This is a genomic window from Bradyrhizobium sp. JR4.1 (assembly GCF_040548605.1).
Lineage (GTDB): Bacteria > Pseudomonadota > Alphaproteobacteria > Rhizobiales > Xanthobacteraceae > Bradyrhizobium > Bradyrhizobium canariense.
The window spans coordinates 145110-167822 of record NZ_JBEPRY010000005.1 but is presented as its reverse complement, the minus strand read 5'-3'; the positions used below and the strand labels follow the sequence as shown (position 1 = coordinate 167822).

20 protein-coding genes and 1 tRNA gene are annotated in these 22713 nt (G+C 62.6%); 11 read left to right on the top strand and 10 right to left on the bottom strand.

Annotated elements, in window-relative coordinates; all coding sequences use genetic code 11:
* Positions 1-57 precede the first annotated feature (57 nt).
* The gene (locus ABIB90_RS14345) at positions 58-330 is read right to left on the bottom strand and encodes a helix-turn-helix transcriptional regulator (protein WP_354200935.1); all 273 of its coding nucleotides are present in this window, start codon (positions 328-330) and stop codon (positions 58-60) included.
* Between the two features lie 412 nt (positions 331-742).
* On the opposite strand from ABIB90_RS14345, the gene ABIB90_RS14340 reads away from it, so the two are divergent.
* Positions 743-3121, top strand: a complete 2379-nt coding sequence (locus tag ABIB90_RS14340) for a phage tail tape measure protein (protein ID WP_354200934.1) — start codon at positions 743-745, stop codon at positions 3119-3121.
* 2 nt (positions 3122-3123) lie between these two features.
* Here the strand turns inward: ABIB90_RS14340 and ABIB90_RS14335 are convergent, their stop codons facing one another.
* Positions 3124-3465, bottom strand: coding sequence for a hypothetical protein (locus ABIB90_RS14335; RefSeq protein WP_354200933.1), 342 nt, complete (start codon positions 3463-3465; stop codon positions 3124-3126).
* Positions 3466-3875: 410 nt separating this feature from the next.
* Between ABIB90_RS14335 and ABIB90_RS14330 the strand changes: the two genes are divergently transcribed.
* Positions 3876-5120, top strand: a complete 1245-nt coding sequence (locus ABIB90_RS14330) for a hypothetical protein (protein WP_354200932.1) — start codon at positions 3876-3878, stop codon at positions 5118-5120.
* A 95-nt stretch (positions 5121-5215) separates the two neighbouring features.
* Here the strand turns inward: ABIB90_RS14330 and ABIB90_RS14325 are convergent, their stop codons facing one another.
* Both ABIB90_RS14325 and ABIB90_RS14320 read right to left on the bottom strand, forming a co-directional pair.
* Positions 5216-6481, bottom strand: a complete 1266-nt coding sequence (locus tag ABIB90_RS14325) for a tyrosine-type recombinase/integrase (RefSeq protein ID WP_354200931.1) — start codon at positions 6479-6481, stop codon at positions 5216-5218.
* A 374-nt stretch (positions 6482-6855) separates the two neighbouring features.
* Positions 6856-7356: a hypothetical protein gene (locus ABIB90_RS14320; protein WP_007602678.1), complete on the bottom strand. Its 501-nt coding sequence runs from the start codon at positions 7354-7356 to the stop codon at positions 6856-6858.
* Positions 7357-7639: 283 nt separating this feature from the next.
* Between ABIB90_RS14320 and ABIB90_RS14315 the strand changes: the two genes are divergently transcribed.
* Positions 7640-8125: a hypothetical protein gene (locus ABIB90_RS14315; RefSeq protein WP_354200930.1), complete on the top strand. Its 486-nt coding sequence runs from the start codon at positions 7640-7642 to the stop codon at positions 8123-8125.
* Positions 8126-8168: 43 nt separating this feature from the next.
* Positions 8169-8708: a hypothetical protein gene (locus ABIB90_RS14310; RefSeq protein WP_354200929.1), complete on the top strand. Its 540-nt coding sequence runs from the start codon at positions 8169-8171 to the stop codon at positions 8706-8708.
* A 61-nt stretch (positions 8709-8769) separates the two neighbouring features.
* On the opposite strand, the gene rlmB is transcribed toward ABIB90_RS14310, so the two are convergent.
* Positions 8770-9600, bottom strand: coding sequence for a 23S rRNA (guanosine(2251)-2'-O)-methyltransferase RlmB (gene rlmB / locus ABIB90_RS14305; RefSeq protein WP_219683789.1), 831 nt, complete (start codon positions 9598-9600; stop codon positions 8770-8772).
* Positions 9601-9806: 206 nt separating this feature from the next.
* On the opposite strand from rlmB, the gene ABIB90_RS14300 reads away from it, so the two are divergent.
* Positions 9807-9892 (top strand) — tRNA-Tyr (locus ABIB90_RS14300).
* A 111-nt stretch (positions 9893-10003) separates the two neighbouring features.
* Here ABIB90_RS14300 and ABIB90_RS14295 read toward each other — a convergent pair.
* Both ABIB90_RS14295 and ABIB90_RS14290 read right to left on the bottom strand, forming a co-directional pair.
* Positions 10004-11035 (bottom strand): LLM class flavin-dependent oxidoreductase, encoded by a 1032-nt coding sequence (locus tag ABIB90_RS14295; protein ID WP_354200928.1) that lies wholly within the window; start codon positions 11033-11035, stop codon positions 10004-10006.
* Between the two features lie 149 nt (positions 11036-11184).
* On the bottom strand, positions 11185-12114 hold the full coding sequence (locus ABIB90_RS14290; RefSeq protein ID WP_354200927.1) for a LysR family transcriptional regulator: 930 nt from the start codon (positions 12112-12114) through the stop codon (positions 11185-11187).
* A gap of 107 nt (positions 12115-12221) precedes the next feature.
* On the opposite strand from ABIB90_RS14290, the gene ABIB90_RS14285 reads away from it, so the two are divergent.
* Genes ABIB90_RS14285 through ABIB90_RS14275 form a run of 3 tightly spaced genes read left to right on the top strand, consistent with a single transcriptional unit; the run spans position 12222 to position 15339 of the window.
* Positions 12222-13580 carry an MFS transporter gene (locus ABIB90_RS14285; RefSeq protein ID WP_354200926.1) on the top strand — a complete coding sequence of 453 codons (1359 nt, stop codon included), beginning with the start codon at positions 12222-12224 and terminating at the stop codon, positions 13578-13580.
* Positions 13577-14074: a GAF domain-containing protein gene (locus ABIB90_RS14280; protein ID WP_354200925.1), complete on the top strand. Its 498-nt coding sequence runs from the start codon at positions 13577-13579 to the stop codon at positions 14072-14074. The genes ABIB90_RS14285 and ABIB90_RS14280 overlap by 4 nt, the downstream gene beginning before the upstream one ends.
* Positions 14075-14091: 17 nt before the next feature.
* Positions 14092-15339, top strand: coding sequence for a metal-dependent hydrolase family protein (locus tag ABIB90_RS14275; protein ID WP_354200924.1), 1248 nt, complete (start codon positions 14092-14094; stop codon positions 15337-15339).
* 6 nt (positions 15340-15345) lie between these two features.
* Here ABIB90_RS14275 and ABIB90_RS14270 read toward each other — a convergent pair whose 3' ends face one another.
* Complete coding sequence (locus ABIB90_RS14270; protein WP_354200923.1) at positions 15346-17403, bottom strand: ATP-dependent helicase; 2058 nt, start codon at positions 17401-17403, stop codon at positions 15346-15348.
* Positions 17404-17531: 128 nt separating this feature from the next.
* Here ABIB90_RS14270 and ABIB90_RS14265 point away from each other — a divergent pair, with 128 nt between their 5' ends.
* A complete protein-coding gene (locus ABIB90_RS14265) occupies positions 17532-18122 on the top strand; it encodes a TMEM175 family protein (protein ID WP_354200922.1) in 591 nt (196 codons plus the stop codon).
* A gap of 9 nt (positions 18123-18131) precedes the next feature.
* On the opposite strand, the gene ABIB90_RS14260 is transcribed toward ABIB90_RS14265, so the two are convergent.
* Positions 18132-18518, bottom strand: a complete 387-nt coding sequence (locus ABIB90_RS14260) for a YciI family protein (RefSeq protein ID WP_354200921.1) — start codon at positions 18516-18518, stop codon at positions 18132-18134.
* A gap of 168 nt (positions 18519-18686) precedes the next feature.
* On the opposite strand from ABIB90_RS14260, the gene ABIB90_RS14255 reads away from it, so the two are divergent.
* Positions 18687-18908, top strand: a complete 222-nt coding sequence (locus ABIB90_RS14255) for a hypothetical protein (RefSeq protein WP_354200920.1) — start codon at positions 18687-18689, stop codon at positions 18906-18908.
* Positions 18909-18958: 50 nt separating this feature from the next.
* Here ABIB90_RS14255 and ABIB90_RS14250 read toward each other — a convergent pair whose 3' ends face one another.
* The gene (locus ABIB90_RS14250) at positions 18959-19672 is read right to left on the bottom strand and encodes a substrate-binding periplasmic protein (RefSeq protein ID WP_354200919.1); all 714 of its coding nucleotides are present in this window, start codon (positions 19670-19672) and stop codon (positions 18959-18961) included.
* A 381-nt stretch (positions 19673-20053) separates the two neighbouring features.
* Between ABIB90_RS14250 and ABIB90_RS14245 the strand changes: the two genes are divergently transcribed.
* The gene (locus ABIB90_RS14245; RefSeq protein ID WP_354200918.1) at positions 20054-22471 is read left to right on the top strand and encodes an ATP-binding protein; all 2418 of its coding nucleotides are present in this window, start codon (positions 20054-20056) and stop codon (positions 22469-22471) included.
* The last annotated feature ends 242 nt before the right edge of the window (positions 22472-22713 follow it).

Genomic DNA, 22713 nt, shown 5'->3' with positions numbered 1-22713 from the left:
AAGAACGATGATTAGAGGCCCTGCCGGGTTGCGCTGGCGGGGCCTTTTCCTTTGGCGCTAGGCGGCGCTGGCGCGACCGTTGATGAATTTTTCAAGGTCGGACCGACGCCAGTAGCGCCGACCGCTGATCATCAACGGGGCGGGGAAGTCCGCGAGCGGGGCGATGATCTTGTTGCGCGTGCGATGGTGTAGACCGTGCTGCCAGCAATGTAGCGTCGCGTGCGAGATGTTGCCGAGCATTGTCCTGGCAGCTTTGGAATTAACGAGGATGTCGCTGGAAGCGAAAGCCGCGTGCGTGCTCGCGTCAACGAGCAGGACCGTTGATGTCATGGCGGATGACCTGATGATGATGTTGAGGGGGTTCGCAGCCATCCGGCTACAAGTGCGCCGCTTGCTTCCAGCGGCTAAAGGCCATCCAGCCCGTACGCCCCGACGCATCCGCGTCATGACCAATTGAAAATGATTCAATGAGTAAGGTTCGTCAAGGGCGGGGCGCGACAAATCAACAGCGTGCACGGATCAAATTACCCCTTGGCTTCCCCCGCGGTGCGTCCCCGCGCCGAACGACAACGATTTCAACGCGATGATTCCGCGCGCTGCCAAATTCTATAACCGATGCTCAAATATCCGTGGATAGCCGGGCGTTGGCGCTTGCGCTCGCATCGTATGGGCCGCGTCGTTGCGCCCGTCCGTGTTATCCTCTGAGAGCGCTTCGCCGCACCGCGCGAGAGGAATTTGCACCATGGACTTGGCTCAAATCGGCTTCGGTGTTGATACGTCCGAGCTCGCTGCGGCGACTACGGACCTACAAAAGCTTGTCCCAGCTTCCAAGGCTGCCGAAAGCGCCGCTGAAAACGTTTCGACCGCGCTCAACAAGGTCAACAAGGCCGCAACCGGCGCGACAACGGCAACCGGTGGAACGACCAAGGTAATGCAGGCCGCAGCCGGTGCGACGACCGCAACGACCAACGCGACGAAATCGGCAGCGGCAGCGAATGATAACCTTGCGAAAAGCCACGCCGGACTATCAACGCAAGCAATGGCCGCACAGCACTCAATCCGATCGATGGTTGAGCAGCTTGCAATGGGCGTGCCTCCGTCTCAGGTTTTGACAACGCAACTCAACCATCTTGCGTTTGCCGCAACCGGCCCCGGTGGTCTCAAACAAGCGTTCTCAGAGGCATTCGCGTCACTGACCAAGCTTTTCAGCGGTGCGGCCTTGTTCGCTGCCGGTGGCGTTGCAATCGCGGCGTCATTAGGAGCGATCGCGGCAGCGGCAATTAAATCAGCGTTGGCATTGGACGATGTTCGAACGACGACCGATCTAACGCTAAGGCAGGCGTCCGGATTGCAATCTATGGCCGCAATCAAAGGCATCGGTAAGGAAGAATTCGCGGCCGGAATGCAGGCATTTGCCAAATACGCTGACGAAGCACAGCACAACATGGGTTCGCTGAATGGCCTAATGATCGCTAGCGGCAAGAGTGCGAAAGATATCGTCGGCTATTACGCGAACGTCGCAGATATCGTTTCGCAAACGAATAGCAATGTTCAAAAGCGCAACATCCTTGAAGCCGCTGGACTGCCGACGACCACCCAATGGGTGAAGTTGATGAACCAAGGCGGCGATGCGATCCGTAACGCAGCACAAGGAACCGACAATTTCAACGAACAGGCGAACGAAAAGCTCATTGCGAACGCGCGCAAGTTCGATGAAATGTGGAACAGTGCGATCACCAATTTTAAGAATAACTTTGTCAACGCGATCGTTGGAATGACGGGAGCCATGGAGACCTTCTATGAGAAGGTTGCGAGCAAAGCCGCAGGCATTGGCAATTCCAGTTTTTGGAAAATCTTTCTGCCGTCCAATCATGCCGAAATCGCTAAGTCGATGGGCATTGAGCCAATCAATGACAATTTCAAGGATCGATTTGGGTCGTTTCAGCAACCGGCAAACGCTGCACAACTCGCTACCGGTCTGCAAAAGCGAAGCGGTGCGGCGAATGGTGATCAGCAAACGCAGGCGCAATTGCTCGCTGCCAATCAGTTGTCACAGCAGCGCATTTCAATCCTGGGCGATATGGCGACAGTTGAACAGCAAGCGAAGCAGAAGCAACTTGAATTGACCGCAGCCGGCTTGCAAGGCGTCGGTGTTAGCAGAGACATGGCCGCCGCGATCCTGAACAACACGCGCGCTATGGCCGAAATGAGCCGCGTGCAGCAACAGGCAACCGCTGGCGTCTATGACGCGAACGCCGCGCGCAAAGCCGCTGCGGACACGTTACAATCGTGGATCGATAAAGGGCTGATCGATAAGAACAACGTTGAGCAGATGGCAGCCGGTCAACAGGCGCTTGCGAACCAGTTGAAACAAACGTCCGACGCTGCGGCAATCGCGGGCGCTAAATTCCAGTCGTTGAAGCAAATCGAATTGGACGGCAGCAATTTCGCAAAACTACTCGACACGTCCGTTAGTGGCGCATTGAACAGCCTTGTATCCCCAATCCAAGACGTGATGAACGGCGTTACGACCATGGGGCAGGGCTTCAAAAATGCCGGTGTGGTGATCCTGCAAGCCATTCAACAGATGATCATCAAAATGTTGATCCTCGCGCCGATCGCGAAGGCATTGCAGGCGGTGTTGGGCGGCTTCGGTGGCGGCGGTATCGGCGGCAGCATTCTCGGTCTGTTTGGTCTCGGCAGCAACGCAACCGATGGCATCGGAGGATACGGCCCAACCGCGCCTGTGAAGAATGCACTGGGCGGTGTCTACAATTCACCAAGCCTAAGCGCCTATTCCGGGCAAATCGTGAAGTCGCCGACGCTGTTCAAGTTCGCGAGCGGGGCAGGGCTGATGGGCGAGGCGGGGCCGGAAGGCATCTTGCCATTGAAGCGCGGGCCATCTGGCGCGCTTGGCGTCCAAATGTACGGTGGTCAACAGGCGGGCAACGACAACAGCATGCAAATCACCTATGCCCCTACCTATGGCGATATTGCCCCGGGGGCTGATCCGCAAGCGATTGCGGAGCTACGGAAGGCACAAGCGCGGGACCGGGCGGAATTCGCCGCCAACGTCGGTAAGACACTCCAAAACCTCCGCAAGCGCAACGTCAGGGTATAAGCTCAGGTCTTTGGACCTTGGAGTGTGAGGCCTCCGGGCAGTGGGATGCCGGCCGGCTTCGGATCGGGGGGTAATGTCAGGGTACTACAAGCCGCCTCGGGGTTAGTCTCCAGCTTGCGAGGGCCGTCTATGTCGATGAACCAGAGTTCTTTTTCGAAGCGGTACACGCGCTGAGCCGCGGCTGTGGGACCAGAAGCATAACGAGGATCGCCCGGGCACGTCCTGACCAATACGGCCTCGCGCTCAAATTTCCGCTCGAATTCGACCTGCTGCGGGTCCTTCACCTGCTCTTTGCAGCCGGCCAAGGCAACCCCGGCAATCATAATCGCAACCAGTCGCAGCATCGATTTCCCCCGAATCAAGCGTTGGTTGCAAGATAGGATTGGCCTCCGCGCTGCGCTAGGGGGCAACTTAATTCGGACATTGATGCGCCAATCGAGAACGGGGAGCTTAAAAAGTTTGCGATTATTCCCCCTAAGGTTACCCATCGGTTCGGCGCGACAACCACCGCATTGAAATCATTACCGGTTGGCGCGAGGCTCCTCTAATCCTGCAACCGCTGCTCAGACTGTCGGTGCAAGTCGGGCGCGACTGTGGCTCGCCCGTAGGCAGCCCGGAGAACGCGCGCAATCCGACCTAAGTATGGTCGATCTGAATGACGACTCAACCGCGAATTGTGGCATTCTACCACAAGATATTTTCAACCAAGGGTGTTGAACTGATCAACGCCGATGGCTTCTGACGAGAGTTCGGAATGTTCAGTTTGCTCGGAGCTGCCGGGGCCGTAGTCGTTGCGCTAATAACGGCAGGATTTGTCCTTTCCGCGCTTGATCGGCTCCTTGACAGTCGCGATCGGGACGCGATCCGCGCTCGTGTTGAAAAGTTCTGGTTCCGGACTGCATCGCTCGAATTGCATGAGCAGTTTCAGCTCGCGATGCGTTCGCGATACACGCAAATGCGTCGCTTGCAGCGCTATTTTCTCATGTTTTTCGTCGCGATCGGCTTTTTTCTTAGCTTCGCTAACGCGATGTGGGGAGCCCTAGCTACTCCGAAGGAAATCAAAGATTACCAACAAGCCCTAATGAAGACCGACTTCGAACTGCGGTATAGCTTTTACTTCTATGTTGATGGCTATTCCGGTGACGAGCCCGAATTTGGAAACGTGGATGGCAGCTGCACCATTGGTTCCGGCTACGATGACATGCAGGCGATCTATTCGTTAGGACGAGCGAAAGCCGGTATTGAGAAGTTCTTGGATGATCACGAAGACAGCGCTGTCGCAATGCGAATATTTAGCGCGACGGTCGGCGCGCTGGTCCCTCTCTTTTTGACAATGCCTCTGGCACTGGGCCTCTTCATTTCATTCAATATCACTTTGTGGTTGCTCTCGCGCGTCACCCAATCGCGCATTGGAGCGACCTTTATCGTAATATTCGATCTCGCCTTAGCGCTAGTCATGCCGAGCGTGGTGTCGGCTGTCTTAATTTCAATCGCAGTGTTTGCTATTGTCTTTTCGGTCGAAGGGATGCCCGACTATGCTTCAATCGGATATGAAGTGACATGGGTGAGGCTAACAATTGCGTCGATGTGCTTCATTCTCGGCCGATCGCTTAGTTGGCCGCTTGTCGTTGCGGCATTTACTAAAGCATTTCCCTTTGAACTCATCGGCGTCACCTACATCGTTTCTACGCTAACGCAATACGGCTACCTCAATGCAAAAGCTCTTTTTATCGATTTGGGAAGGATTGCAACGTTCGATCTCAATATTGATCCAATCGAGACACTGATCAATTACGCGATTGGCTTCGATGTCCTCTTTTCTTTGCTTTACATTGTGCCGTGCCTGTCTCTCGTACTGATGCAACGAAGCGAGTGGACACGAAACCTATTCCTCAAGATCGTTCAATGGATAGCAGAGCACCCGAAGGGGCCGATTATCGCGTTGGAAGAGGTGGTCACGGCTTTCGCTAGGTATCTTGGTGGACTCATCAAGCACTAGCGATGCAGCGAGAGGACGCTGCTTCTCGTGCAGTTTGATCGTCGTCGCGACGAGCCGAACTCTGATGGTCGGCCCGAACGTGCCTGTGTCTCATCTCATTGAGACGCGACAAGCTTTGGACGCGGCCGATCGATGACGATTTGCTGCAAGCGATCCGCCCAGAGTTTCAAGGCTTCGCGCTTTTCATCGGCGTATTCATAGCGATTGTAGATCGCGGCTACGCCGCTGACCTTGCCTGATTTGTGGTTCAGAATTGCTTCCGTCACTTCCTGCGTGACGCGTAATTTTGCGAGTTCGGTTGAAACTGTCCGACGCAAATCATGCAGGTGCCAATCCGGCAAACCCGGACAATGCTTTTCAAGGGCGATCTTTCCGTTTGAAAAGCCGCTGAACGGTGTGGTGCCGATCGTTGTGAATACGTAGTCGGACATTTTATCGATTGAGATTGCCACTCGCGGTAGCGCCTTGATGATCGCGGTTGCCAGTGGTGGAAGCGGCACAATGTGAGCGCGTCCATTTTTAGTGCGTGATCCTTCGAACGTGATCGTATCGAAGGTGTCAGACAGTTCGGACCATTTCAGGTTCGCGATTTCGTCGCGTCGCTGACCGGTCAACAAAAGCAGTTTGACCAATGCTCCGAATGGATAATCACAAGCTGTTGCGGCGTTCCATACAGCTTTGATTTCATCGTGTGAAAGTACACGGTCGCGGCTTTGCGGTTTAGGAGGCGAGTGGGCAAGTTCGATCACGTTGCGGCCGATGATACGAATGACGGCTTTCCAACGGAAGAATGTAGACAAGAGCGCAAACGCGTTACGTCGCGCACCGGGATCAAGTTTGTTGATCAGCTTTTCAACGTCGCGATAGTCAAATGCTCGAATGTCCGTAACGTGCTTCCAATGTGGTTTGATGTCCGTCTTGATGATGCGGTCATATTCGTCTGCCGTGGATGCTTTGACGGGACGCCCTTTGAACCCGGTTAAGCGGGCGGCTTTGGTGAATTCATCAAGCCAGTATTCGAGGCTAAAGCGTTCCGTTTTGGATTGGCGTGGATCATGTCCGCGCTTGGCATCGGCCTTCACGCGTTCAGCCAACGCCCGTGCCTCGGCGACGTTTAGAACCTGCTTGCTGGACGGCCGGTCGATCCGCTCTAGGCCCGAGCCTTCCTCGTCATAGCGGCCTAGGGTGACCTTTGCGGCCTTGCCGTCCAGCTTGGTTCGGACGGCCCAGGACAACGCGCCAGAGGGCTGCACAATGAGATAGAGGCCGCTCACAGCGTCGTCAGGGACTTCCTGACGGGCATCGGTAGCCTTCAAATTCTTGATGAACGCGGCGGCTCGCTTGTGCTGTGCAGGGAGCATCGGTTTGTCCGGGTAACCGGCCGGGTAATTCCGGCGGCCTTATCGAGGCATACCGAACCATACACGAACCGATGCCGAGCGGAACCATAAACTACTGAATCAACAGCAATTTCACCGCTAAAGTCACCGCAACTAGACCGAGCCAAACAGAACCAAATTCGCCGAAGCCTAATTACAAAACCGCTGCTCTACCGCTGAGCTAAGCCGGCGACGCCTGGAGAAGCGGGCAGGGACCAGCATACGCCGGAGCCGTCCGCCCGTGCGCGCCGCAATACCAGACTTGACCGGAAAGTGCCAGAACCCGCGATGCCCGATGCAGACACGAATCAGGCGGCCCGAAGGCCGCCTGATCTGTCGCGTTCGGTTAAATCGCCTTATTGGCAGATGTGCCGGCGGCCGTCTTCGCCCTTGAACCAGGTGCCGGGCGTGCAGACGAAGCCGTTGCGCTGGGCGTAGGTGCGGGTGTCCCAACCGCGATTGTCCCAGCCGCGGTTATCCCAGCCATTGTCGTAGGCGTAGGCGTCGTTCGTGGCACGGAACGGGGCGGTTGCGATTGCGCCTGCAGTCCCGATGGCTGCGCCGGCCACGCCCGCGGCTGTTCCGACCGCGCCGGCGGCGACGTCGGTCGGCCAGAAGCCGGTGCGGCTCCTGTTCCAGTCGTTATTCCAGTCGCCGTTGTTGGTCTGGCGATAGGACACGCGACGATGCCGATAGCCGCTGTCGGTGTACGGATTTCCCGGTCCGACGTTCTGGCAGTTGGCGTTGGGGAATTGCGCCGCGCAGCGGCCGGGATTGGTGATCACGGCCTGCGCCATGGCAGAGCCCGTCACGAGGGTCGCCGCAATCGCCGTGGCTCCGAGAAGTTTGACGTTCATGATTGTTTGGCTCCCGTTTTGTTGACGGGGGCTAAACGCCGAAGACGCCGGACGTTCCGCTGAAACCGGCGGATTTTCGTGAGCGGCAGTCAAACGGAAGTGAGCACGCGCGATGGTTCCGGACTGCAGGGTCCGGCGGCGTTAATGCTTCGCTAGTTCGCTTTGCAGCATTTGAGCGGCGCGCAATCCTTACACATTAGGCTTACCGGCAATTGGTGAGAGGGCCTTAACCCTCTCTGCGTCGCCATCGGGTAGGTTGTCGCCGGATAAATGGGATCCTCTCATGCGCGCATCTGCGCTCGCCGCCTTTCTGATCGGACTGCCCGCGTCGGCGTTTGCCGGCGGCGGCTTCGATATCGTCGTTCCCGGTCGTCCCGGCGTGCCCATCATCATCAACAACATCGACGCGTCCTATACCGTGATCGAGGGGACCTGGGGCCTGGGGAAGAACGTCCAGGTGCAGCCCACGATCTATGGCGGCCGCTATATCGCCGAGCGCCAGCCTGAGGACGTCGGCCATTATTACCCGACGCTGGGCCTGCGGCCCGGCTATGGCCGGCTCGAGGTCGAGCCGCCCGCGAACCGCAAAATGCCCAAGCCGGCCGAGAGCTATCACCAGAGCTGGGGCGCGCAATCGGCGCCGCTGCCGCCGCAGATGGACGTGCCCGTCAATCCGCCGCCGGTGATCCTCGCGCCTGAGATCAACGACTATCCGCGGCGTCCTCGGCCGCGGCCGCGTACAGAGATGCCCGGCAGACCGTCGGGTTAAGAAACGACAAAATCCAAAAAACGGAAATCAACAGGAGAGAGTAATGCGTCAGATGATTTCGGGACTGGTCGCGGCGGCTGCCGTGATGTTCGCCGCCACCGCGCCCGCCGCGGCCTGCGGCTTCGATCCGTGCCAGCCGGTCGCGCCGGTCTATTCCGGCTGCAACACCGGCTGCGGCGGTTATGGGGCCGGCTACGGCTACGGCTACGGCTACGGCGCCTATGAGCGTCTCGCCGAGCCCACCACGCAATATTATCACGTCAACCAGGGCCCGACCTACACCGGTCCGGGCGCCTTCGCGCCGTATCCGACCTACCGTGAGGACGCGGTGGTTGCGCCCGCCAATTACGGCTACGGCCGTGGCTATGGCTATGGGCACGGCTATGGCTATCGCGCCGCCGCGGTCGAAGCCCCGGCCGCCTATCCCTACCGCCGCCCGTATTACCGTCCGTATCGCTACGGCTACGGCCCGCGCGCCGGCTATCTGCCGCGCACGCATTACGGCTACGGTCCGCGCTACGGCTACGCCCCGCGCCATGTGCCGTACTACGGCGGCCACCGCGTGCTGCGTCGCTATTACTGATCGCTTGATCGGTTAAACCAACGAGACGCCCGTCCGCGATGCGGACGGGCGTTTTGTTTTGTCACCGCTTCATCAGCCCGAGCCGGCTGGCGCCGACATAGAGCGAGAGCACGGCGGCATTCGAGACGTTGAGGCTCTTGATCTCGCCGGGCATGTCGAGCCGCGCCACGACGCTGCAGGTCTCGCGCGTCAATTGCCGCAGGCCCTTGCCTTCCGCGCCCAGCACCAGCGCGAGCGGCTCGCGCAGCGTGACCTCGGAGAGATCCGCGCTGCCTTCACTGTCCAGTCCGACGGTCTGGAAGCCGAGCTCGTTCAGCGTGGTCAGTGCGCGGGCGAGGTTTTGCACCGTCACCATCGGCACCAGCTCCAGCGCGCCGGAGGCGGCCTTGGCCAGCACGCCGGTCGCTTCCGGACTGTGGCGCGCGGTGGTGACGATCGCCTTCACGGCGAACGCCGCAGCCGAGCGCAGGATGGCGCCGACATTGTGCGGATCGGTGATCTGGTCGAGCACCAGCACGATGCCGTCCTGCTCCAAATCCTCGATGTCGGGAGAGGGCAGGGGATCGGCCTCGGCGAGCAGGCCCTGGTGCACGGCGTCGGGCGACAGCAGGCGGTCGATCTCCTGGGGCCGGACGATCTCGGGCGTGATGCGGGTTGCGATGTTCTCGTCCGCCAGACGCCTTGCGGCATTCTCGGTCAGCGTCAGCTTGCGGATCTGCCGCTGGGGGTTGGCGAGCGCCATGGTGACGGTGTGCCAGCCATAGAGGATGACGGGACCGTCGGTGTCCGAATCGCGATCGCGCCGGGCCGGGCGACCGGCCGATTTTCCGGGCCTGTTGAAGGGCTTAGACCCGCCGCGGGGGCCCCTCGGGTTGAATTTTCGATCCTTCATGGGCTCGCTTGTGTCACGGGTCCCGGAATATGGCAATTTGGGTGGTGTCGGGGGCGATTTTAGCTGTTCGCCTCGGTTGACTTTACCCCATCGCTTCGCCGATAACCGCGCCCGGTCGCGCCCCCATCCGGGCTGTCGCGGCCTTCACGTTCCATGGCCGTCTTCGGTCGCCGGCAAGGTCCGGCCCGATTGTGCTGCCGTCGAGCGGGGGAGTGTCCCGAGTGGCAAAGGGAGCTGACTGTAAATCAGCCGCCTTATGGCTTCGCAGGTTCGAGTCCTGCCTCCCCCACCACGCTTCGCCCTTCGGGCTTCGCGTGGCGCAGCCAACGTGATGCGCGAAGGACGGAGCGTGGTGTCCGGCGAAGCCCGTAGGGCGAAGACGGACTGAGCGGATCCGATCGCCTTACCCCATCATCTCCCGCACCATCGGCACCACCTTCCGGCCGTAGAGCTCAATGCTCTTCATCAGCTTCCCATGCGGCAGCGGGCCCGCTGAATACTTCAGCTGAAACCGCGAAATGCCGAGTGCCTTGGCGGTCTTGGCGATCTTGCGCGCGACCGTCTCCGGCGAGCCGACATAGAGCGAACCGTGCTCGGCCTCATTGACGAACTCGTCGCGGCCCATCGGTGGCCAGCCGCGTTCCTTGCCGATGCGGTCGCGCATCGCCTTGTAGTCGGGCCACAGCTCCTCGCGCGCCTGTTCGTCGGTCTCGGCGACATAGCCGGGCGAATGCACGCCGATCGGCTGGGCCGGGCGGCCGAACTCCCTGAACGCGCGGTGATAGAGATCGACGAAGGGCGCGAAGCGCGCGGGATCGCCGCCGATGATCGCGAGCATCAAGGGCAGGTCGTAATGCGCGGCGCGCACCACCGATTGCGGACTGCCGCCGACGCCGATCCAGGTCTTGAGCGTGCCGTTCGCGACCGGGGGATAGACCAGTTGATCCTTCAGCGGCGGACGCAGCTTGCCTTCCCAGGTCACCGGCTTCTGCGACAGCAGCGCTGCGAACAGATCGAGCTTCTCTTCGAACAGCGCTTCGTAAGCCCGCAGGTCGAAACCGAACAGCGGAAAGGATTCGGTGAATGAGCCGCGGCCGAGGATCACCTCGGCACGTCCGTTCGAGAGCGCGTCCAGGGTGGCAAAGCGCTGGAAGACGCGGATCGGATCGTCCGAGCTCAGCACCGTCACGGCCGAACCGAGATGGATGCGCCTGGTCCGCGACGCGATGGCGGCCAGCACGGTCTCAGGGGAGGAGATCGCGAAGTCGGCGCGGTGATGCTCGCCGAGCCCGATGAAGTCGAGGCCGAGCTCGTCGGCGAGCACCGCTTCGTCGACGACGTTGCGGATCACCTGCGCGTGCGGAAGCATCGCGCCGGAGGCGTCCCTGGTGACGTCGCCAAAGGTGTCCAGTCCGAATTCAAGCGGTGCGGTCATTGATGAGGTCTCTGCGGGCGCGGCTTGCGCGCCTGTCACTGGGGGAGGGGATTGGTTTGGTTGGAGCTAAGCAGCCGGGTCTGATGCGCAATGCTGCTTCGAGAAACCCATTGTTTCCCTTTCTTCTTGGTGTCGGGGGGGCCGCGGCTTCAGTCGGACCTGGCGAACATCTCGACCAGGGTCTCGCGCAGCCAGCGCTGCGCCGGCACGGTGTCGTTGCGCTGGTGCCAGAACAGGCTGACGATGCGCGGCGGCGCCTTGAGCGGAAGCGGCATGGCGTGCAGGAACGGCGCGTGCCGGGATTGCGAGCGCAAATCGCTCGGCAGCACCGCAATCAGGTCGGACTGGCGCACCACCTCGTAGGCGGCGCTGTAGTGATTGACGGTCGCGACCAGGTTGCGCGATAGCCCGCGCGAGGCGAGGAAGAGGTCGTAGGACGGCAAGGTCTTGCCGGCGAGGCTCACATCGACATGCCCCGCGTTGAGGAAGCTGCGCGTGCTCAGCCGCTTCATCGCCGCGAGCGGATGGCCACGCCGCATGAAGCAGGCGTAGTCGACGGTCCACAGCGAGCGCGAGCGGATGGCGGCCGGCTGCTGCGCCTCGTTGACATAGACGCTGAGCACGCAATCAACGCGATTGTCTTCGAGCTGGTCGGCGATCTCCACGACGGTGTTGGGAACGGTGTGGATTCGCGCCTTGGGCGCGACCTTGCCGAAATGGTTCAGCAGGTTCGGCATCACCAGCGAGGCGACGTAATCCGACATCGACAGGCTGAACTCTGTCTGCGCACGGTGCGGGTCGAACACCTGCTCGTCGAGCGCGCCGCGGACGGTTTCGAGCGCTTCGCCGATCGGCTCCCACAGCACCACGGCGCGTTGGGTCGGACGGATGCCGGTGCCGGACCTGACGAACAGGGGATCGCCGAGCGCGTCCCGCAGGCGTGCGAGCGCGTTGCTGACCGCAGGCTGCGTCATCAGAAGCGCGTTGGCGGCGCGCGTGACGCTGCCCTCGGTCATCAGGGCCTCGAAGACTTTCAGCAGGTTGAGGTCGAGCTTTCGGAACGACAGAACATTCACCACAGTGATGTACTAGATCATGATTATAAATTATGACGATAATATCTCCTTGTCTATGGTTCCCCCAGGGATGAGCGGAGTGCCGGGCCGCCAGACAGAGGGGGACTTTCATGTCGATGATTTCGGCGCGCATCGAGCGCCTTCCATTCGCGCGTTTCCATAAGCATCTGCTGCTGATGGGCGGGCTCGGCTATACATTCGACGCGATGGATGCAGCGGTGCTGGCGTTCATCCTGCCGGTGTTGCGCACGATCTGGAATCTGTCGAGCGTGCAGATCGGCGTGCTCGGCAGCAGCACCTATATCGGCTTCCTGTTCGGCGCGCTGCTGGCGGGCACGCTGGGTGACCTGATTGGCCGTCGTGCGGTGATGATGTCGGCGCTGGCGCTCTATTGCGTCGCATCCATCGTCAGCGCGGCGGTGAACGACTGGTCGTTCTTCTTCGCCGCCCGCGTGGTCGCGGGCATGGGCACCGGCGCGGAGAGCGCAATCATTGCGCCCTATCTGGCGGAATTCGTCGCACGGCGTTACCGCGGCAGCTTTACCGGCGCGCTGGCCGGATTCTTCTCCTTCGGTTTCGTCGCGGCGGCCTTGCTCGGCTATTTCATCGTGCCCGCCTATGAGAATGGCTGGCGCATCGTTCTTGTGATCACCGCGGTGCCGGTCGTCATGCTGCTGTGGTGGCGCAGGGCGCTGCCGGAATCGCCGCGCTGGCTGGAAAGCCGGGGCCGGGAGAAGGAAGCCGCAGCCGTGCTGGACAGGATCGAGGCCGGCTTTGCGAGCCAAGGCCATGTCCTGCCGCAACCGGTCGTCGAAGCCGCGGCGCCTGCCGTGACTGGTGGGACGCTGCTTGCCAATTTCGCCGCGCTCCTCGCCGGCCGCCAGGCGCGCATCACCATCATGACCTGGATCATGTGGCTTGCGATCACGTTCAGCTACTATTCCTTCTTCGTCTGGATCCCCGGCCTTCTGGTCCAGAACGGCATGAGCATCACCAAGAGCTTCGCCTATTCGATCGCGATCTATTGCGCGCAGATTCCCGGCTATTTCAGTGCCGCGTATTTCAACGAGCACATCGGCCGGCAGGCGACCATCGCCTCCTACATGGTGCTTGGCGGCGCAAGCGCGCTCGGCCTCGCCTTCGCGCAGAGCGACCAGCACATCATGGTGGCGGGAATTCTACTGTCCTTCTTCATGAACGGCACCTATGCGGGCGTCTATGCCTATACCGCCGAGGTATTTCCGACGGCGGTCAGAACCACCGGCGCCGGGCTCGCTTCCGCGGTCGGCCGCATCGGTGCGATCGTCTCGCCGATCCTGGTCGGCTATCTCTATCCCAATTTCGGCTTCGCCGGCGTCTTCGGCCTCACCACAAGCGTGCTGCTGTTAGGCGCGCTCACCGTGGTGCTGATGGGGGTGCCGACGCGCGGCCGTTCGCTGGAAGAGATTGCGGCGGGTGAAGTCGCGTGAGGGAAACAAAACGCCGGTCCGATCCGCTGCTCTGCGCCGTGGCGGCCGCGCAGGGCAGGGCGGATCAGCCGGATGCCCTGTACTCGGCGCTGGACGACGCCTTGAAATCGGCGATCGGCCACAAGCTGTTCACGATCCTGACCTATGACGACGACACGAGGGAAGCAGCGCGGGTGTATTCCAATCTCCCCGGACCTTACCCGGCGGGCGGACGCAAACGCCTGGCGCCGGGGCCGTGGGCCGAGGCTGTGCTGGACCGCGGCGAGGCCTATATCGGCCGCACCCGGGACGATCTGCGCGAGGTGTTTTCCGATCACGAGCTGATTGCTTCGCTCGGCTGCGCGAGCGTGCTCAACATGCCCGTGCGCTGGCGCGGGCGCACGCTCGGCTCGCTCAATCTGCTCCATGAAGCAGGCTGGTACGGCGAGGACGATGTCGCTGCGTGTCTTCCATTCGCCCAGCTCGCTCTGCCCGCGCTGCTCATCCAGTCCTGATCAGACAGGAAGTCGTCATGTCCCGTGTGCTCTTCAAGAACGCCGCTCTGCTCGATCCGCTTCAGCCGGACCTCCTGGAGGATCATCATGTGCTGGTCGAGGACAGTCTGATCAAGGAGGTCTCCGATCGGCCGCTCCAGGTGGAAGCCGACCGCACGATCGATCTGAAGGGCAAGACGCTGATGCCCGGCCTGATCGACCTGCATGTGCATGCGATCGCCGTCGAACTCAATCTGGCGCAGCAGGTGCACATGCCCAACGTGCTGGTGACGCTACGCTCGACGCTGCTGCTGCGCGGCATGCTGCGGCGGGGCTTCACCACCGTGCGCGACGCCGGCGGTGCCGGCCATGCGCTGAAGCAGGCGATCGAGACCGGGCTCACCGACGGACCGCGGCTGTTCGTCTCGGGACGTGCGCTCAGCCAGACCGGCGGCCACGGCGACATGCGGGCCCGCTCGGACTACCTCGCCAGCGACGCACCGTGCCCGTGCTGCGTGCGTGTCGGCGCGCTGGCGCGCGTTGCCGACGGTGTCGATGGCGTGCGAAGGGCGGCCCGCGAAGAGCTCCAGATGGGCGCCGACCAGATCAAGATCATGGCCTCCGGCGGCGTCGCCTCACCGACCGACCCGGTCGGCGCCTTCGGCTACTCCGAGGACGAGATCCGCGCCATCGTCGAGGAGGCGCGCGGGCGTCAGACCTATGTGCTCGCCCACGCCTACACCGCTGCTGCGATCGAACGCGCCATTCGCTGCGGCGTGCGCACCATCGAGCACGGCAATCTGGTCGATGCTCCGACCGCGCAACTGATGGCCGAGAAGGGCGCCTATGTGGTGCCGACGCTCGTCACCTACGAGGCGCTGGCCAACGAGGGCGCCCAATACGGCCTGCCGCCCGAAAGCGTGGCCAAGATCGCCGATGTCCGCGACGCCGGCCTGCGTTCGCTCACGATCTATCGCGATGCCGGCGTGAAGATGGGGTTCGGCAGCGACCTGCTCGGACCGTCGCAGCGTCTGCAGAGCGACGAATTCCGCATCCGCGCCGAGATTCTCGGGCCGCGCGCCGTCATCGCCAGCGCGACATTGATCGGCGCCGAGGTGCTCGGCATGGAGGGCAAGCTCGGGCGCATCATGCCCGAAGCCATTGCGGACCTGCTGGTGGTCGACGGCAATCCGCTGCGCGATGTTGCCTGCCTGCTCGGCCAGGGCGAGCACATCCCGATGGTGATGAAGGCAGGCAAGGTCCAGTTCGACCGGCTGGGCGCGTAGCCGGCGTTACCGCCACATTCCGCGCATTCGAGCGCCGATGTCGACCTTCGGGCCTTGCGCGGCGGTGCGCGCTGCGCTTGCCCCGGCCTTCGGCCAGGCAGTGCGCTCGAACAGATAGACCAGCTGCTCCGGGATGAAGCGGGTGCGCGAGGCGTAGACATGGCGGTCGCCCTTGGCGGCCTGGCCGTGGGTGAAGAAGCGCTGCGGCACCACAAGGTGCAGATCGTCCTTGGCACGCGTCATCGCGACATAGAGCAGGCGGCGTTCCTCCTCGAGCTCGGCGCTGGTGCCGGCGCCGAGATCCGACGGCATGCAGCCGTCGACGACGTTGAGCACGAACACCGATTTCCACTCCTGGCCCTTGGCGGAGTGGATGGTGGAGAGGATCAGATAATCCTCGTCGCGCAAGGGTGGCCCGGATTTGTCGCTGGTCGCATCCGGTGGATCGAGCGTGAGCTCGGTCAGGAATTTCTCGCGCGAGGCATAGCCGCTCGCGATCTGCTCGAGCTGCATCAGATCGGCGCGGCGCGTCTCGGAATCCTCGTGCAGGCGATCGAGATGCGGTTCGTACCAGAGCCGCACGCGTTCGAGGTCAGCCGGCCATTCCGAATAGCGCAAATTTTCGATGGTGCGGACGAAGCCGGTCCAGTCCGCGCCGGTGCGCGGCGGCACCGGGAGCTGGCCGAGCGCGGCGAGCGGATCGGAGCTCTCCGCCATCTGGTCGAGCACACGCTGCGCCGTCGCAGGTCCGATGCCCGGCAACAGATGCAGGATGCGAAAGCCGGCGACGCGGTCGCGCGGATTCTCAGCGAAGCGCAGCAGTGCCAGCACGTCCTTGACATGCGCGGCATCGAGAAACTTGAGCCCTCCGAACTTGACGAAGGGAATGTTGCGGCGGGTGAGCTCGATCTCCAGCGGGCCCGAATGCGAGGACGTTCGGAACAGCACCGCCTGGTGCTTCAACAGCGCGCCTTGCTCGCGAGTGGCCAGCACTTGCTCGACGATGTAGCGGGCCTGGTCGGCCTCGTCGTGCACGGTGACGAGCTGTGGTTTTTGCGTGCCGGCGCGGTCGGTCCAGAGGTTCTTTGTAAAGCGCTCGCGCGCCAGGCCAATGACGCCGTTGGCCGCTGCCAGCACGGGTTGCGTCGAGCGGTAATTGCGGTCGAGCGTGATCATCTCGGCGCGCGGCGAGAAGCTCTGCGGAAAATCCAGGATGTTGCGGACAGTGGCGGCGCGGAACGAATAGATCGACTGCGCGTCGTCGCCGACGACGGTGAGGCCGCGCCCGTCCGGCTTCAGCGCCAGCAGGATCGAGGATTGCAGGCGGTTGGTGTCCTGATATTCGTCGACCAAGACGTGATCGAAGCGGCCGCCGATTTCTTCCGCGATCGTCGCATCGCTCATCATCTGCGACCAGTAGAGCAGGAGGTCGTCGTAATCGAGCACGTGCTGGGCCTGCTTGGCCTCGACATAGGCCGCGAACAGGCCCTTCAGCTCGGCCGCCCAGCCTGCGCACCAGGGATAATGCGCCCCCAACACCTTCTCGATCTCCATCTCGGCGTTGACGCAGCGCGAGTAGATCGACAGGCAGGTGCCTTTGGCGGGAAAGCGGCTCTCCGTCTTTGACAATCCGCGCTCGTGCCGGACCAGGTTCATCAGGTCGGCGGAATCCTCGCGGTCGTGGATGGTGAAGGCAGGATCGACGCCGATCCGCTCGGCATATTCGCGCAGCAACCGTGCGCCGATGCCGTGGAAGGTGCCGGTCCAGTTGAGCGCGTCACGCATGATCGCGGCATTGTTCTCGCCGAGCACTTTTCGGGCGATGCGCTCGACCCGGCCGGCCATCTCGGCCGCGGCGCGCCGCGAGAACGTCATCAGGAGGATGCGGCGCGGATCGCTGCCCGCGACGATCAGGTGCGCGACGCGATGGGCCAGCGTGTTGGTTTTGCCGGAGCCTGCACCGGCGATGACGAGCAGGGGCGCGCCCACGGTCGCACCATCGGCCACACCATGCTCCACGGCGCGGCGCTGCTCCGCATTGAGCGTGTCCAGATATGTCGCCACGAATCGCCCCGGTGAAACAGCCAGACTCGGCGATCCCGCTGCGAATCGCAATGCGTCTGGACGGGACCGATGTTAAGACCTAGGGGCAAGACGGCCCAAGGTTCCATTCCAAAAAAGCGCCACCCGGCATGACCGAGCTCAAATCCGACCAGTTCGAGATGCGACGGCTGGAATCGCTCAGCAACACCATCTTTGGCGTTGCCATGACGCTGCTCGCCTACGATCTGCCCAGGGCCGCGGTCTTCACAAGCGCGCCCGACTGGAACGATCTGGCCCGGGTCTATTCCGGCAAGCTCGCGGGCCTTGCGCTCAGCTTCATCATCGCCGGCGTGTTCTGGATCAGCCATCACCGCCGGCTGGCGCGCCAGCCCGTCGGCAGCCGCGGCGCGGTGATCCTCAATCTGTTCTTCCTGCTCTCGATCGTGCTGCTGCCGGTGACCAACGGCCTCTACACCAACTACCCCACGAGCAGTGCGGTCGCCGTGCTCTACGGCCTGCACCTGACTGCCATCGCCGGCCTCAATGCCTGGCTGTGGTGGAGGATCCTGGGCGGCTGGCGCCACGAGATCATGGCCTCGCTGTTTCCGCTGCTGGTGTTTATCCCGGGCACGGTCGTTGCGGCGTTCGCGCCGCAAGTCGCGCCGTTCGTGTGGTTCATCGCCTTCGGCGGCCTGCTGATCCAGCGCTTCTATGTCGGGCCAACCGGGACGGACAAATAGGCCTGCCGCTCATTCGCCGGAGGGCGTCGCGCCGAACCCGTCGGCCGGCACGTAAAGCTTGACCGGGCGGATTTCGTAGACGGCTGACGGATTGACCTGACGCAGCGTCCGCGCGGCCGCGATCGCCTCCTCATCCGTGTCGTATTCGACGAGGTGGAAGCCCAGGAGCTGCTCCTTGGTCTCGGCAAACGGGCCGTCCAGCACGACGCCCGCGCCGGGGCCACGCAAGGTGCGGGCCTTTCGGGTCTCATCCAGGCGGGCGGCCGGGCCAAAATGCCCGCTTGCCCGCAGCGGTGCCTGAACCTCGATGACTTTGGCCACGACCGCGGCGTCCTTCTCGGACGTCCAGGACAAGATCTCGTCTTCCACGTGATAGGCCAGGATGGCGTAAAGCATCGTCACCTCGTTGATTTTCGCTGCGCGCGTCCGAAGGACGTATCACCACCGTCGCAGCCGACAATGGGGGCTGCGGAAAATATTGCGTCGCGGGGTGCGGCGACGAAACCTTCCCGAAACCCGATTGCGGCCGAAAGGTGTGAACGCCGCTCGAAATCGGAGCGACTGATGGCCACCAAGAACACTTCGGAGGCGGCCATGTCGACCATCAAGATCATCTGCAAGATCATCTGCGACGCGCGTCGGGCGGGAAAGTCGGACGCCGCGGATCTGCACGACCAGAGCGGCCACCACCGCTATTACGGCAGCTCGGCCGAGAGCGGCGGCGAGCGCATCCTCGAAAGCCGGCGCGGCAAGCGCCCGCGCGCAATGAGCGTTTGCGGCTTCTAGACCCGACGCGGTTGCGGTGCGGGAGCAGACTCGCACGAACTGACCGCGTCTCACATCCCGCTCAGCACCTGCTTGATCAGGGTTTCCCGCAACCGGGCGAGTTCGCCGCTCGTCTCCATCTGCTCGATCATCCTTCCGACCTTCGGCACGAGATCGCGATGCCGTTCATGCAGATGGTGGTAGATGCTGATGCGCTCGAGTGGCGGCGAGAGCGGATGGATCCTGGCCTGGAGATTGAGTTTCTTCACCGCAGCCAAGCCGCTGAAGAGGTCGGTGACCATCACGTCAAAGCGGTCGGCATCGAGCATCTTGACCATGTTGTCGAGGCTTGTGGTCGCAGTGACCCGGGTCATGCCGCGGGTACCGGCTTCCGACGAGCCGACGCCGCGTACGACGCCGATGCTGTAGTCTCTGATTGAATTCCAGCCGGCGACGTCGAACTGCAGTTTCGTGGTGAAGACAGCGGGCTCGATGTAATTGATCGCAGGTGTCACCTGGATCAGCGTCGGGTAGTCGCGAGAGAGAGTTCCGATCCGCTGGACCTCGCCGTCGACCTGGCCGGTGCTCGACAGCGCGAGCGCGCGCTTGCCGGGGACATCCTCGAATTCGAGCTTGATGTTCAGCCTGGCATAGACCGCGCGGAGCATCTCGCCGCCGACATATTGATCGGGAATATCGGCGATGCGTGCGAGCCGGATGACTTCTTGCGCCTGCGACGGGCCTGCCGCGAGCAGCAACAGGCAGACCACGACTATCCGCCTCATGACGCATCTCCCTGGCCATGCCTTTTGGGCGTGCCCTGCTAACATCGGATTCCGGGGCCGCGCGATCTACCGGAGATGGCAGCTGCGCCGGTCCGCAACGTTGACAGCACGTTCGCGCTGTGCGGGCGGCTCCGGGCTTTCACCGATGTCATTCTAGCACGCGAGGTGGTACTTTGCCCGGGAATCCTGCTGCTGGGCGCAAGATATGACCCCGTCGAACTCAGGCCGCCCAAGGGCCGACAGGATCAAGGGCCGATAGGATCATCGGCCGACAGGATCGCCACGCGCACCGCGTGCTGAGGCAGGGCCTCAACCGTTCACTTTGCTCGCGGTTGCGGTCGGCAGGCTGAGCAGGTGCCGCCATTTTCGGGGACGTGGTGCATGGGCAACGCAGGTGACGATGATACCAAGCGCCGCCGCGCCATTGCGCCGGTGGCTGCGAAGCAGGATCTGACCGGCATCGGCGCCGCGCTCGCGCCTCCGATGTTCGCGGTGCTCGTGTCGCGGATCTTCAACTGGTCGCGCAGCGGCGTCGGGCCCCGGCTGCTTGCCGCCGTGCTGCTGTTCTCATCGGTCGTGACGCTGACCCTGACTGCGCTCCAGCTCTATCTGGATTACAATCGTGAGGTCGGACTGATCGAGACGCGGCTGGACGAGATCGGCCGCAGCACCACGGGCAGCCTCGGAGAGAGCCTATGGAATCTCGACCAGAACCAGCTCAAGCTCCAGCTCGATGGCATTCTGCGGCTGCCTGACATCCGTGCGGCGGAGGTCCGCGAGATCGTCGATCGGCCCAATCCGATCCGTGTCGAAGTCGGCGAGCGAAACACCCGTTCGATCATGACCCGGGAATTTCCGCTGAGCACCATGGTGCAGGGGACCTCGCGCGCCATCGGCACGCTGCGGGTCGAGGCGACGCTGACCGACGTCTATCAGCAATTGCTGAACAGGGCCCTCGTCATTCTGGCCAGCCAGGCGGCAAAGACGTTCCTCGTCTCGTTGTTCATCATCTACATGTTTCATCTGCTGGTGACCCGGCATCTCGTCGCCATCGCCGAGTACGTCGGCAAATACAGCCTCGGACGGCCGCCGCCACCGTTGCGCCTGGAGCGCCGGTCGCCTTACGAGGCCGACGAGCTGGACAAGGTGGTCGTTGCTTTCAACGCCATGTGCGCCAACCTCGAACATGCCTATGGCGAGCTGCGCGAGGCCAATGGGAATCTCGAGCGCGACCTGAAGATCCGGCGGCACGCCGAGGAGAACGCCCGCGCGAGCGAGCAGCGCTTCCGTGATTATGCCGAGACCGCATCCGACTGGTTCTGGGAGACCGGCCCGGATCACATGTTCACCTACATTTCAGATCGGGCCGATGCTTTCGGCATGGACCACACGGCGCTGATCGGGAGGCGCCGTTCAGACGCCGCCTTCGACCGCGATGCCGAGCCGCAGAAATGGCGCGCTCACCTGGCGACGCTGGATCGCCACGAGCCGTTCCGCAAGTTCGAATATCGCGGCCGCGATGCGGCTGGCCGTGCGCGCCATTTCAGCGTCAACGGCCGGCCGGTGTTCAGCGCCGACGGACGCTTCATGGGGTATCGTGGTTCGGCCACCGATCTGACCGAGCAGCACGAGACCGAGGAGCGGCTTCGTCAGTCGCAGAAGATGGATGCGATCGGCCAGCTCACCGGCGGCGTCGCGCATGACTTCAACAACGTGCTCACTGTCATCACCGGCACCATCGAGATCATCCGTGAGGGGCTGGCGGACAAGCCCGACCTCGCCGCGATCGCCCAGCTCATCGACGATGCGGCGGCGCGAGGCGCGGAGATCACCTCACAGCTCCTGACCTTTGCGCGTCGCCAGCCGCTGGAGCCGCGGGAGATTGACGTCAACGGCCTCGTGCTCGAGACGGCGAAGCTGTTGAAGCCGATCCTGGGCGGAAACGTCGAAATCGTCACCCGCCTCGCGGACGACGCCTGGGCGGCGATGGCCGATCCGTCGCAGCTGTCGTCGGCGATCATCAATCTCGCCGTCAATGCGCGCGATGCGATGGCTGGCGGCGGCACGCTGACGCTCGAGACGGCAAACCGCGAATTGGATGGTGCTGGTGACGGCGACGCTACGTGCGGCGCCTTCATCATGGTCGCGGTGGCCGACACCGGCCATGGCATCCCCGCCGACCTCCGCGACCGCGTGTTCGAGCCGTTCTTTACCACCAAAGGGGTCGGTCGCGGCACCGGGCTCGGCCTCAGCATGGTCTACGGCTTCGCCAAGCAGAGCGGCGGCAGCGTTGCGATCGAGAGTGAGGAAGGCCGAGGCACCGTGATTCGGCTGTTTCTGCCGCGATCTGCGGGCGGAGCGCAGACGAGGACCGGGCCACTGCAGGCGCCCGCGGCGGCACGCGGGCACGAGACGATTCTCGTCGTCGAGGACGATCCGCTGGTGCAGGGCTATGTCATCGCCCAGCTTGGCAGCCTCGGCTATCGCACCCTCGCGGCCGGCGACGGCGCAACCGCGCTTGCGCTGGTGCAGCAGGGCGCCCGATTCGATCTGCTGTTCACCGACATCATCATGCCCGGCGGCATGAACGGGCAGGAATTGGCCGAGGCCGTGCGGCGCCTCCGCCCGGGGATGAGAGTGCTCTATACGTCCGGCTATACCGACAACGCCCTCGACCACGAGGGTCATCTCGGTTCCGGCGTTGCGTTGCTGAGGAAGCCGTACCGGAAGGCGGACCTGTCACTGAGGGTCCGCGAGGTGCTCGCCGGCGAGCCGCCCGCCGGAGCAGCAGGCGCGTGACCTACGAAAAAGGCGCGGCGGGGAGGCCCCCGTCGCGCCCGATTTCTTGCTCGCTGGTCCAGGGCTGAGAGCGCCCCGATGCCAAGCCTTTATTCAAAGCTTAGCGGGCGATCCCAGCGAGGTGACAGCGCTTGGTAAGAGACACTGGATCACCTCCTTTCGTTGGTTGCGGAAGATTTCAATATAGGCAGCAATTCCGGTGTTGTTAAGGGGAGGCGGGTCGGGAGGAACCAGCGGCTGTT